Consider the following 13,180-nt stretch of genomic DNA (forward strand, 5'->3'; position numbering starts at 1 on the left):
CATCTATTTGCTAACCACCTAAGCATGATCAGAGATTGCTCTTCATCACCCTCTTAAACCAAAGGAATGAAATGACAAGGAACCTAGCATTATCGGTATCATTGATATTTATTATTATCTCGCCTGCCAAGGCCGAACCTTATGAAGATTTGCCGCCTGAAATCAGAGCAAAAATAATGCAAAATATGTCTGAGTTGGAGGCTGACATGAAGGATTACTCCGACGGAAAACCGATACATTTTTCAGGGAATGGCGGCGATTACTCCACTCAAACCCTTCCCGATCATAACGATATTGATTGGGCTATTTCTCCTGATCCACAATCAAAATTCTTAGGCTATACAACCCGGGATGATGGCACGTCTAGCGTTGGCACCTTCGGCAGTGAAAAAAGTATTTCGCAGCTGGATAAGTACTATATGAACCAGCTCCCAAAAGGCTGGAAAAGGCATGTCATGACAGGAGGAACGATCATTTTTGTTAAGGGTGGCCCAGACAAGATTTCAGATAATAATATCGTGGAATTTTTTCGTTTCTACCCAAAGAGCCAGTATGTAGAAATCAGCAAACTCAAAAAAAATGCCCTAAATTTTAATGGCTTGTATGATGAAAGCCATATAAGCACAGTGCAAATCACCTCAGAATAATTAAGGAGCCTCTGAATAACTCCTTGCATGCTCAGTCTTTCAGGCTGGCTCACAATCTAGGCGCGGTTTTGAAGGTGTATGTCCATCCATCGAAAAAGCGCAACAACGAGTGTGGGCCAGCCTGGAAGACCCGAAGGGCGCGGCCTGGAGCGTGCAGCTGTTGCGCCTTGCCTCTCGGAAAGGGAACCACCCTGACCATCGAGACAAGACACAACAGCTGCACGCTCCAGGCCACGCTGAGTACGCAAGGAGTTATTCAGAGGCTCCTTAAAAACAAGCCCCGCAATGCGGGGCTTTCAGGTTTTCCTGACAGCTCAAAGCTGATATCTGACAGCTACTTTTTACAGCTTCGCCGCCACCTCTGCCCCCTGGCGAATCGCGCGTTTGGCGTCTAGTTCTGCCGCCAGTTCGGCGCCGCCGATCAGGTGGAAGTTCTCTTTTCCTTCCTGATAGAGCTCTTTCAGGGATTCCTGGCCAGCGCAGAGAATGACGTGGTCTACATCGAGGATGCGGGTCTCTTCACCGATCTTGATGTGCAGGCCGGCGTCGTCGATTTTTTCGTAGCTGCACCCTGCCAGCATTTCTACGTTGCGGGATTTAAGTGTGGCGCGGTGAACCCAGCCGGATGTCTTGCCCAGGTCTTTACCGAGCGAGGTGGTTTTACGTTGCAGCAGTGTGAGCTGGCGTACGGGTTTTTCCACGTCGGGTTCTACCAGGCCACCACGGGTGTCGCTGTCCATGTCTACGCCCCACTCTTTCATCCACTCGGGCAGCGGCTGCTCGCCTTCACGGGGGGCTTCGGCCAGGAATTCGCACACATCGAAGCCAATACCGCCGGCACCGATCACGGCCACCTTTTCGCCGACGTCGGCTTTGCCGCGCAGCACATCCACGTAGGAAAGCACTTTCGAATGATCGACGCCGGGGATGCCAGGGGTGCGCGGGGTCACACCAGTGGCGATGACGATTTCGTCAAAGCCCTGCTTTTCCAGGTCGGCGATTTCCACACGGGTATTGAGCTGCAGGCTAACCCCGGTGCTCTCGATACGTTTGGTGAAGTAACGAATGGTGTTGTGGAATTCTTCTTTGCCGGGAATCACCTTGGCCATGTTGAACTGGCCACCGATCTCTGCTGACTGATCGAACAGGGTGACGCTGTGGCCACGTTCTGCCGCGACGGTTGCGCAGGACAACCCGGCAGGCCCTGCCCCCACCACCGCGACTTTTTTCGGGTTAGCGGTTTTCAGGTACAGCAACTCGGTTTCATGACAGGCTCGCGGGTTCACCAGGCAGGAGGCCCGCTTGAGCGAAAAGGTATGATCCAGGCATGCCTGGTTACAGGCGATGCAGGTGTTGATCTCGTCGGCACGGCCTTCAGCCGCCTTGTTCACGAACTCGGCATCGGCCAACAGTGGGCGGGCCATGGACACCGCATCGGCATCGCCATCGACCAGAATGGCTTCTGCCAGATCAGGATCATTGATGCGGTTGGAGGCAACCACCGGAATGGAGACAACGTCTTTCACCTGACGGGTGGCTTTCACGAAAGCCGCACGGGGAACGGAAGTAACGATGGTCGGTACCCGCGCTTCGTGCCAGCCGATACCGGAATTCAGAATGTTGGCGCCAGCGGCTTCCAGTTCACGGGCCAGATCCAGCACCTCTTCGTGGGTACAGCCTTCCGGCACCAGATCAATCACGGAGAGACGGAACATGATGATGAAATCGTCACCACAGCGCTTGCGAGCTTCGCGCACGATTTCCACCGGGAAACGGCGACGGTTTTCGGCGCTGCCACCGTACTTGTCTGTGCGTTTATTGGTGCGCGGCGCGGTGAACTGATTAATCAGGTACCCCTCAGAGCCCATGATTTCCACACCGTCATAACCGGCCTGCTTGGCCAGCCAGGCAGTATGGGCAAAATCCTTGACCGTCTGTTCCACTTCCTTGGTGGACATGGCCTTGGGTTTGAACGGGTTGATCGGGCTCTTGATGGCCGAGGCAGAACGAGAGAACGGGTGATAGCTGTAGCGGCCAGCATGGAGGATCTGCAGCGCAATCTTGCCGCCTTCCTGGTGCACGGCGTCGGTCACCTTGCGGTGATTACGCACATCCAGTCGGCTGTTGAACAAACCGGAGAAGGGATAGAACCAGCCTTTCTTGTTGGGGTTAAAGCCGCCAGTGACAATCAAGCCAACGCCACCACGGGCCCGCTCGGCGAAATAGGCAGCCAGTTTGGGGAATTGCCAGAAGCGATCTTCCAGCCCGGTATGCATGGACCCCATGATCACCCGGTTCTTGAGTTGGGTGTGCCCCAGATCGAGAGGGGCAAGCAGGTTCGGGTAGTGTTTGGCTGTCATGATGGCTCTCCGAAGCGCAACAACGATGGCTATTTTGTATCTGGACAGCGTCAAGTTAGGGCGTTATGTTGACGGTGTCAAGATAACAAGGATTCCCCGCTGGCCAATCGCGATGGCCCTGCGGCCAACCCGGAAACCGCCATGCCGAAAACCGAGCGCTACCATCACGGAGACCTGCACGATACGTTGCTGCAGGAGGCCAATGCCCTGCTGAACGAGCAAGGGGTGGAGGGCCTGTCGCTGCGCAAGCTGGCCGAGCGTGCCGGGGTGTCGCGTACTGCGCCCTACCACCACTTCCGGGACAAGAACGCCCTGCTTTGTGCTCTGGCCACCCAGGCTTTTGCCAGGCTGGATAGCATTATCGAGCGGCAGCTGGAAAGCGCCGGAGACCACCCCGACATCCAGGACTTCGTGATTGAGTATCTGGAATTCGCCACCGAAAACCCGGAACAGTACGAACTGATGTTCGGCCGCACCATTTGGAAAAGTGGCACCCCGACCGAAGAGCTCAAGCGCGTCGCTTACCGCAGCTTCCGCCGTTATGCAGAAGGCCTGGGTGCGCTGGTGCAGGGCCGCCTGCCTGCCGCAACTGACCCGTTACGGGTGGCGCAAGCCAGCTGGGCGACCATTCACGGCCTGTGCCGGCTGGTCATCGACGGCGTGTATGTGGACCGCGAGGACATGCAAGCCGTCAGCCAGCAGGCGGTCGCCTTGATTATGGCAGCATTGAAGTAGACACCCTCCGCCAGGCCAGCCAAACACGACAGATACACCGCCATTAACGACTGCTTGAGTGCTCTGGTCATGTCCCTCAGGCGCCCCTTCGGGCAGCCTCAAGGAAAGGGAGAGACAGAAGACGAGAGCCATGAAAACTGTATCTACGTTCTGCCGCGTCTGCGAACCATCCTGTGGCCTGGTGGCCGAGGTCGACAATAATACGATCCAGCGTCTGCAGCCGGACAAGACCCACCCGGTGAGCCAGGGCTTTGCCTGCCACAAGGGGGTGAACTATCTGGCCATTCACCAGGACCCGGATCGACTGGACACCCCATTGCAACGCCTGGGCTCCCGCCAGCCCGGCGAAGGCCAGTGGCAATCGCAAGACTGGGACTCCAGCCTCGCGGAGGTCGGCAGCAAACTCAATGCCATTCGTGATCAGTACGGCCCGGATGCCATCGCCGGCTATATCGGCAACCCCACTGCCTTCAATGCACTGGGCAGCCAGGGAATTGGCGACTTTTTCATGGGTATTGGCAGCCGCCGCATTTTCAACTCCGGCACCCAGGATTGCTCGAACAAGTTTGCCGCCGGTGAAGCTGTGTTTGGCACCAGCACCCTGCACCCGCTGCCGGATATCGAGAACACCGACTGCCTGCTGATTTTCGGCGAGAACCCCAAAGTCTCGCACATGAGTTTTATCTCCATCGCCGACCCGATGGCCAAGATCCGCACGGCCTGCCAGCGCGGTGCCAGCGTCTATTACATCAACCCCCGCCAGATTGAATCCGCCAGCCCGAAAACCGGTGAGGTGGTGCAAATCTTGCCGGACACTGACCTGTATCTGATGGCTGCCCTGCTCCATGAAATCGATGCGCTGGAGCGTTTCGACGAAGCGGTGCTTGCGCAGCACGGCAATCATGTGGCTGAACTGCGTGCCTTTATTGCGCCCTACTCCGCCGACGCGGTGGCAGAAGTGGTCGGACTCGATGCAGGGCAAATTCGATCATTGGCTGAGGAATTCAGTGGCGCTGAACGCGCAGCCGTGCACATGTCTACCGGCGTCAACATGGGACGCCATGGCACGCTCTGCTACTGGCTGTTGCAGATGCTCAGCTTTGTCACCGGCAACCTGGACAAGGTTGGCGGCAACTTTTACAGCGAAGGGTTTTACCCGGCCGCCAAGGCCGGCCGGGCACGTCTGGACAAGCTGTTCTTCTCTACCCGCTACGGCGAGATGCGACACATCCGCGGCGCCCTGCCGGGCAACCTGCTGCCGGACATGATTCTCGATGATGACAACCCGGTCCGTGCGCTGGTGGTAATTGCCGGCAACCCACTGCTCAGCGTCGGCGGTGAAGCCCGTTGGCGCGCCGCGTTGGAGAAACTGGATCTTCTGATCGTCATTGACCTGTTCCGCAATGCCACCGGGGAATACGCGCACTACCTGCTGCCCGCCGCCGACATGCTGGAGCGCCCGGACCTGAACATTTGCGGGCTGGGCATGCAGTACCAGCCCCATGTGCAATATACCGATGCGGTGGTTCCAGCTGCCGGAGAGCGCAAGGAAGAGTGGTGGATACTGTCTTCCCTGTTGCAACACATGGGCATGAAAGCTCCCTTGCTGGACCAGCCCAACCCCTTTGGCCGACTGGAACACATGATGGCGCGCCACCAGCTTTCCGTAGACAGCCTTAAGGCCGCTCCGTCCGGCACCGTGGTGCTGGATACCCAGTCCATTGGTCGTTTCTATTCGGATTTTGTCCAGACCGATGACAGGCGGGTGGATTGTTGCCCCCCCTTGTTTGCCGACGCCATTGCCCTCGCCCGCGAACAATTTCAGGCACTCAAGGATCAGGCCCCGGACTACCGGCTAATCAACCTGCGTACCAACTACATGCACAACAGCTGGTACCAGAACGTGGCCAAACTGAAACGGGGCAAGCACGACCATAACCCCTTGCACATGCATCCACAGGACATGGCGACTTTGGGGCTCACTGACGGAGACCCACTGGAAGTCAGCAATGAGTATGGCGAGGTCACCGCACTGGCTCGCAGTGACAACAGTCTGCGCCCTGGGGTCGTGGCCATGACCCATGGCTGGGGAAACCAGAAAACGCCAGGGCTACGGGTGGCCAACCGCTATCCCGGGGTGAACATCAATGCGCTGCTGCCGAACGGCCCCGGCAGTTACGAAAAGCTGAGCAACCAGGCCTTCATGAGTGGCGTACCGGTGTCCATCCGCCTCCCTGACCGCCCCTAACAGGCTGTTAAAGGCGGCAACACGGGCGCAGGCAACGCGACGGGATTCATGGCAGTTAACGGCAACTTCGGCATAATGGAGAAAAACAAGGATGCCGGGGATTCATGAGTACACCCAGTCTGCGCTCACGCTTGATGTACATGGCCATGCTGCCCTCCATGCTGGCGGCCCTGCTGGTGGGCGGCTATGCGCTGGTGGATCACATCATGGAGCTTCGCGACACCAACGCGCAGCGCCAACAGCTCATCACCGACAGCTTCGCCGCCCGACTGGAAAGCCTGCCCGCCAGCAACCGCAGCGGGCAGGAACGCCTGCTGCGTAACATCCTGGAAGAACACAATGTTCGCGCCGCGGTTCTCACCTTTGCCGATGGTCGCGACCCGATTCATGCTGGCCCCCGCTTGCGCCCTGCGGCCCAACAACAAAACACCGTCACCGGTCCGCGTATGCAGACCGACAGCAGCTGGCAACTCAGCCGCGAAATTCACCCGGGTGTGACTGCCACCCTGACGGTGGAGTTCTCCCGCGACGGGCAATACATCGCGACTCTGGAAGGGGTGATTACCCTCATTCTGATCATGGTCGCCGTGATCCTGATTGCCATGGTGCCCGCCCTGCGGTTCAGTCGACAGCTCACGCAGCCCCTTAGCGAGCTGGCGGTGGCCGTTCGCCGCATACGCGATGGCGATCTGGAAACCGACTTCCGGACCGGAGCCACCGGCGAGTTGGGAGAACTGGAAACCGCCCTGCGGCAAATGGTGCTGGCTCTGGATGATGCCCAGACCGAACTGCAGCAAAACGTGGATCAGGCCACCCAGGATCTTCGCGAGACCTTGGAAACCATCGAGATTCAGAACATCGAGCTGGATATGGCCCGCAAGGAAGCCCTGAAAGCCAGCCAGATCAAATCCGAGTTCCTGGCCAACATGAGCCACGAAATCCGCACCCCGCTGAATGGCATCCTCGGCTTCACCAAGCTGCTGGAAAAATCCAGCATGAGCCCGCGCCAGCAGGACTACCTCAACACCATTCACAAGAGCGCCAAATCCCTGCTGGCGATCATTAACGACATTCTGGATTTCTCGAAGATTGAAGCGGGCAAACTGTCGCTGGAGCACACCCCCCTCAACCTGCACGACCTGATTGAAGACGTGCAGACCATGCTGGCGCCCATGGCGCAGGAGCGGGGCCTGGAACAGGCGGCGATCATTTATTCCGACGTACCGGTTAACCTGTTAGGCGACGCCCAACGCATACGCCAGGTGCTCACCAATCTGGTCAGCAATGCCATCAAATTCACGGAAAAAGGCTCCGTGGTAGTGCGTGCCATGCTGGAAGAAGACCGTGGCGCCGAGGCCATCATCAAACTCACCGTCACTGACACAGGCAACGGGCTCAGCACGGAAGACCAGAAAAGCCTGTTCCAGGCTTTCACTCAAGCCGACCAGAGTGCCCAGCGCCATGAAGGCGGCACCGGTCTGGGCCTCGCGATCAGCAAACGGCTGGTGGAAGGCATGGGTGGGGAAATCGGGATTGAAAGCACCCCGGGTAGCGGCTCCACCTTCTGGTTTACCCTGCGCACCGAACGCGATCCGAAGCAACGTCCCGCCCTGTTCAGTCAGGATCTGGCCGGGCGCTCCGTCACCCTGGTGGAAACCGACGAATATGGCCGCCTGGGCCTATACCACATGCTAAGCCACTGGCAGATGTCGATTCGTGAATACCACGAACTACACGTCATGATGGATGCCGTGGACCGCGGCGAGCTGACCCACAGTGACTTCCTGGTTGTCGGCCTGCCCGCCGTGGCCAACGAGCCCAATCTGCGCCAGATCGTCGACAACCTGGCAGCACTGGGCCAACCGATGCTGGCCCTGAGCAACAACCCGGAAACCGTCTCTCGCTGGCTGGAGGACTACCCCCACTGTCAGGTGCAGGGCAAACCGGCTACCCGTCAACGGCTGCTCAATGCCCTGCTGGCGATTCACGGTGAGGGCAGCAGTCTGCCGGTGCTGGACGACTCCCACAGCGAACCACTGGATTACCCGGTTAAGGTGATGGTGGTGGATGACCACCCAGGCAACCTGAAACTCGCCAAGGTTTTTCTGGAAGAGCTGGGCGCCACCGTGACCGCCTGTGACAGCGGCGAAGCTGCCCTGAAAGCCTTTCGCGATGATCCCTTTGATCTGGTGTTTATGGATATCCAGATGCCCGGCATGGATGGCAAGGCCACCACCACCCGGCTGCGTGAGCTGGAAACCGACGGCCGCCATACGCCGATTGTCGCGCTGACTGCCCACGCGCTGGAAAGCGAGCGGCGGGAGCTGCTGGATAGCGGCCTGGATGACTACCTGAGTAAACCGATCAGTGAGAACCAGCTACGTCATACCCTGGAAAAGTGGGTACTGAAAACCAACCACGACGACCTGACACCCACCGCAGAAACCGCCCCAAGCGAGGATCAGCCGGTCTTCGATGCCCAGCTGGCCCACCGACGGGCAGGGGGCCGCGAAGAACTGGCGGGTGAAATGCTGGAGATGCTACTCACCAGCCTGAACACTGATCGGCCGGCCATCTCGGCGGCGTTTGACAGTGAAGACAACGACGCCCTGCTGGAGAAAGTCCACAAACTCCACGGCGCCACCCGCTACTGCGGCACCCCGCGACTGGAAGCGGCGGCAAAAGTGTTGGAGGAATCCCTCAAAACCGGCACCGACCGGGACAAGATCGGTACCCTGGTCTCTGATCTGTGCGACGAAATTGTCGCGCTGGAGCATTATTGCCAGTCCCCGGAGATGGCCGGCTGACCCCGCGATCCCTTTAAACACCAGGCCCGCAGGGTAAACTGCCCCCACCAGACACCTTGGCACTCGTGGGCCAACTGGTGAAATATCGTGCAATTTCACCCTGACGCGCGTACAATCCGCGCTCCTCGCCGGCCTGTGCCCGGCCCATCCCTCCTATACATAGGTAAATCATGTCAGATTCCCGTGCCGGGTTCGCCAGTCTTGGCCTACCCGAGGTATTGCTCTCTGCGATCGCCCGTCAGGGCTTCGAAGAGCCGTCGCCGATTCAGGCGCAAGCCATCCCGCTGTTGCTCGATGGCCACGATTTGCTGGGTCAGGCCCAGACAGGTACCGGTAAAACCGCTGCCTTCGCCCTGCCCCTGCTTGCCCGCCTGGACGCCAACCTGCGTGAACCGCAGATGCTGATCCTGGCACCCACCCGCGAGCTGGCTATCCAGGTCGCCACTGCCTGTGAAGAATTTGCTGCCGATATCAAAGGCCTGCAGGTGCTGCCCATTTACGGTGGCGGTGAATACCGCACCCAGCTGAAAGGCTTGCGTGGCGGCGCCCAGGTAATTGTCGGCACCCCCGGCCGCGTCATGGATCACATGGAACGCGGCTCCCTGAAACTGGACCACCTGAAAGCCCTGGTGCTGGATGAAGCCGACGAAATGCTGCGCATGGGCTTTATTGATGACGTGAAGTGGGTACTCGAGCGCACTCCGTCTGACTGCCAGCTGGCCCTGTTCTCCGCCACCATGCCGCCGGTGATTCGCAAGGTTGCTGACCAGCACCTGAAAAACCCGCAAAAGGTACAGATCGACAGCGGTTCCGCGACCACCTCTACCACCATTCGCCAGCGTTTCTGGCCGGTGGCCGGCCTCAACAAGCTGGACGCCCTGAGCCGTATTCTGGAAGCGGAAGACCACGATGCCGTGATCGTATTCGTGCGCACCAAGCAGGCGACCCTGGAGCTGGCAGAACAGCTCAACCGTCGCAACCTGCGCGCCGACGCCCTGAATGGCGACATGCAGCAACAGCAGCGTGAAAAAACCGTACAGCGTCTGAAAGACAAGCGTTTCGATCTGCTGGTCGCCACCGATGTGGTCGCCCGGGGTCTGGACGTGCCGCGCATCACCCACGTGATCAACTACGACATGCCCGGCGACCCGGAAGCCTACGTGCACCGTATCGGCCGTACCGGTCGTGCCGGCCGTGAAGGCGATGCGATTCTGTTCGTGAGCCGCCGTGAGCAGCACGTGCTGCGCCAGATCGAGCGTGTAACCCGTCAACGCATCGAGAAAATGGCGCTGCCGTCGGTGGATGACCTGAACGCCAAGCGTATCGCGGGCTTCCAGGAGCAGCTGGCCACCCGCCTGCAGGATGGCAACATCGACGAAACCCGTGCGCTGGTGAAACAGCTCATGGACAGCATGGACCTGGCCGGCGAAGACATGGCTGTGGCGCTGGCGTCTGCCATGTTCCACCGCGAGCCGCTGATCCTGAAAGAACCCAAGTTCGTGAAGGAACCGCGCGAGTCTCGTGAACCCCGTGAGCGTCGCGAACGCCGTGCCAATGGTCGTGATGACCGCGGTGGCCCTCGTGGCGCCAAGCGTCGCAACGACAAGCCCATGCGTCGTTACCGCATTCAGGTCGGTCACGACCACGGTGTGAAGCCGGGCAACATCGTGGGCGCCATCGCCAACGAAGCCAAGCTGCCCAGCCGCCTGATCGGCCCGATCAAGATCCACCAGGACCACAGCACCGTGGAACTGCCGGATGATCTGTCGCCCAAGCAGCTGCACACCATCCGTACCGCACGGGTATGCCAGCGCTCGCTGGGGCTGGAAGTGGTTTAAAAAGCAGCTGCGAGCTATGAGCTGTGAGCTGTGAGCTGTGAGCTGTGAGGAAAACCCTTAAAGCCTTAAAAAACCGCACCCTTTCGGGTGCGGTTTTTTTTACTCATAGCTCATAGCTGACAACTGATAGCTGATCCCCTCAGGATCCCGAGATCCGGAAGCCCACTTTCAGGCACACCTGATAGTGGCCTACCTTGCCATCCACGATATGCCCGCGGGTTTCTGTCACCTCGAACCATTCGGTAAGCTCCAGGCTTTGGCTGGCGGTGGACAGGGCGTTTTCGATGGCATCCTCGATGCTCTTTTTTGAGGACCCTACCAGTTCCACTTTCTTGTACACATGATGATCGGACATGACAGCTCTCCTTATCGGTCATGAAAGTGTTCCCCTCTATCTGTGACAGCCCCAACCGTCGGATACAAGGGGACCGGCCGTGAAATCGGTTAAAATTTCATCAAAACACCATTGAAAGCCCCCGTCTCATGCCTCACAAAGACAGTGTCACCCTGACACAACAGGAGGTTATGCGATGGATATGCACAAGATGACACCCTGGAACTGGCTGCGGCAGGAAAGCAGCCGTGAACGCCCGCTCCCCCAACGTCAGCCCGGGCACCCGCTGCTGCGCTGGGAACGGGAATTCGATAACTGGTTTGAGCAAATGCTGGGCGACATGGCATGGACCACCCCCGCCCCCCACGCAGAGCCCAACATTCCTTTCCGCCCCAACCTGGATATTCTCGAACGTGACGATCACTACCTGATCACCGCCGAACTTCCCGGTGTGGACAAACAGGCGGTCACGGTCACTCTGGATAACGACCGGCTGCAGATTGCCGGTCATAAACAAGCCATTGAGGAAACGGATAGCGACGGCTACCACTACAGCGAACGCCGGTACGGGCAGTTTCAACGCATGCTGTCGCTGCCCGCCGATGCCGATGGCGAACAGATGGAAGCCGTCTTCCACAACGGTGTGCTGACCCTCACTCTGCCCCGCCGTGAGCAGCATGGCCACGGCCGTCGACGCATCGAAATTCATTAACCCGGCAAGACTTGGCGCCGGTGTCCATTGCCCCGGCGCCACCTTTCCCGCCTCACGGCTGGGCGCGCGCTACGCTCGGCTATCCGAAAATACCGCCATTCGTACCCTGATCTTTTCGGTCACCCCTCTCTGTGATGGTAGTTTGATACCATAACGGCCAGGGATGCCTTGCCGTAAACGGATAATTACAACAAGAAGCCATGTCTCAACCTCCGCAGACCACATCGTCGGTGTCACCCAAAACCGCCGCCCAAGGCACTGTGGCGACGGCAATGGACTCTGCTCGCGATAGCCATAGCGAACAGCACAAGGCGCAGCTGCGGGCACTACTGGATGACCCGCGTGGCACCCGCTCCCGCTTCCCCGCCCCCCTGGAAGCACGCTACCGCGAACAGGCGCAAACACTGACGCTAACCATGCAGCGTGCCTATTGGCCCTGGGTCGCCCTGACCGTTACCGCCTTTTGTGTCCTTGGCTTCTTTATGGCCGGGGAATACCACACGCTGATCAACCAACTCAACGTAGTCATTTTCGTGGCGGTCATGTTGCCCGTCTGTGTATTGCGCCTGCCTCGCCTTGAGCACCATATCAACAAGTTCAACGGGCTCGCGGCAGCCGTGACTCTGCTGTCGATGCATTTTGTCAGCCTGGCGGTGCCCGATAGTGCCCGGCAAAAAAGCGTCTCTGAGTACGCCATCATTTTTATCACCATTGCCGCATTCACCATCGCCCGGTTACCCGTAAAGCAGGCGGCCGCCTGGGTGATCGCCACCCTTGCCGCCACCCCGATCATGGCCTGGCTATTCGGCCTGAGCATGGACCTGGACCGGCAGATCTATTTTGCCGGCGGCTCTCTGGTCATCGGTTACTTGCTCGGGTTTATCCAGGACAGTCGCGAGCGGACGGTATTCCTGCAATCGCAATTGCTGGAGCAGGAAAAAGAGCAACTGGAAACCTTGTCCGAAACCCTGGCCCAGGCGTCGCGCAGCGACAAACTGACCGGGCTGCCCAATCGCCGCCACTTCGACGAGATGCTGGACATGCAGTGGAAGCTGGCCATGCGCGAAGGCAAGCCCGTGAACCTGATGTTCATGGATATCGACGACTTCAAGGCTTTCAATGATTACTACGGGCACCAGGTTGGCGACGATTGCCTGCTGCGGGTCGCTAAAGCCCTGGGCAGCCAGGCCCTGCGTGGATCGGATTTTATCGCCCGGTATGGGGGCGAGGAGTTCGTCGCCCTGTTCCCCGGCACCGACGCCGAGGGGCTAAGCGCCATTGCCCACCGCCTGATTGCCGCCGTGGATGCCCTGCAGATTCCCCATGCCCGAGCCCGGGCAGCCGAACATGTCACCCTGTCCGTTGGCATCGCCACCGTGACACCCACCCCGGAGAATCATCACAGCGATCTGGTGAGAATGGCCGACGAGGCACTGTATACCGCCAAGGGCACCGGCCGGCATCGCTTTGTGGTCGCCGCCAACGGCAGCGAGGAATAG

General features: G+C 59.0%; 9 protein-coding genes. 7 read left to right on the forward strand and 2 right to left on the reverse strand.

All coding sequences use genetic code 11. The features are described 5' to 3' along the window. The first annotated feature begins 71 nt into the window (after positions 1–71). A complete protein-coding gene (locus A15D_RS05265) occupies positions 72–647 on the forward strand; it encodes a hypothetical protein (RefSeq protein WP_102791069.1) in 576 nt (191 codons plus the stop codon). A gap of 341 nt (positions 648–988) precedes the next feature. On the opposite strand, the gene A15D_RS05270 is transcribed toward A15D_RS05265, so the two are convergent. Next, the gene (locus A15D_RS05270) at positions 989–3,007 is read right to left on the reverse strand and encodes an NADPH-dependent 2,4-dienoyl-CoA reductase (RefSeq protein ID WP_102791070.1); all 2,019 of its coding nucleotides are present in this window, start codon (positions 3,005–3,007) and stop codon (positions 989–991) included. A gap of 141 nt (positions 3,008–3,148) precedes the next feature. Between A15D_RS05270 and A15D_RS05275 the strand changes: the two genes are divergently transcribed. From A15D_RS05275 to A15D_RS05290, 4 genes are all read left to right on the forward strand, one after another. Further along, positions 3,149–3,742, forward strand: a complete 594-nt coding sequence (locus tag A15D_RS05275; protein WP_102791071.1) for a TetR/AcrR family transcriptional regulator — start codon at positions 3,149–3,151, stop codon at positions 3,740–3,742. Positions 3,743–3,872: 130 nt separating this feature from the next. Beyond that, a complete protein-coding gene (locus A15D_RS05280) occupies positions 3,873–5,990 on the forward strand; it encodes a molybdopterin-dependent oxidoreductase (protein ID WP_102791072.1) in 2,118 nt (705 codons plus the stop codon). Between the two features lie 104 nt (positions 5,991–6,094). Further along, complete coding sequence (locus A15D_RS05285) at positions 6,095–8,797, forward strand: response regulator (protein WP_102791073.1); 2,703 nt, start codon at positions 6,095–6,097, stop codon at positions 8,795–8,797. A gap of 170 nt (positions 8,798–8,967) precedes the next feature. Continuing rightward, positions 8,968–10,635 (forward strand): DEAD/DEAH box helicase, encoded by a 1,668-nt coding sequence (locus A15D_RS05290; RefSeq protein WP_022986190.1) that lies wholly within the window; start codon positions 8,968–8,970, stop codon positions 10,633–10,635. A 139-nt stretch (positions 10,636–10,774) separates the two neighbouring features. Here the strand turns inward: A15D_RS05290 and A15D_RS05295 are convergent, their stop codons facing one another. Then, entirely contained in the window at positions 10,775–10,990 is a 216-nt protein-coding gene (locus A15D_RS05295) for a dodecin (RefSeq protein ID WP_102791074.1), read from the reverse strand. Between the two features lie 175 nt (positions 10,991–11,165). Here A15D_RS05295 and A15D_RS05300 point away from each other — a divergent pair, with 175 nt between their 5' ends. Together A15D_RS05300 and A15D_RS05305 are read left to right on the forward strand one after the other, a co-directional pair. Continuing rightward, positions 11,166–11,681, forward strand: a complete 516-nt coding sequence (locus A15D_RS05300) for an Hsp20/alpha crystallin family protein (RefSeq protein WP_102791075.1) — start codon at positions 11,166–11,168, stop codon at positions 11,679–11,681. A gap of 200 nt (positions 11,682–11,881) precedes the next feature. Further along, on the forward strand, positions 11,882–13,180 hold the full coding sequence (locus tag A15D_RS05305; RefSeq protein WP_102791076.1) for a diguanylate cyclase: 1,299 nt from the start codon (positions 11,882–11,884) through the stop codon (positions 13,178–13,180).

Origin of the sequence: Alcanivorax sp. MD8A (genome assembly GCF_002888555.1) — a bacterium.
In the GTDB taxonomy this organism is placed as follows: Bacteria; Pseudomonadota; Gammaproteobacteria; order Pseudomonadales; family Alcanivoracaceae; genus Alcanivorax.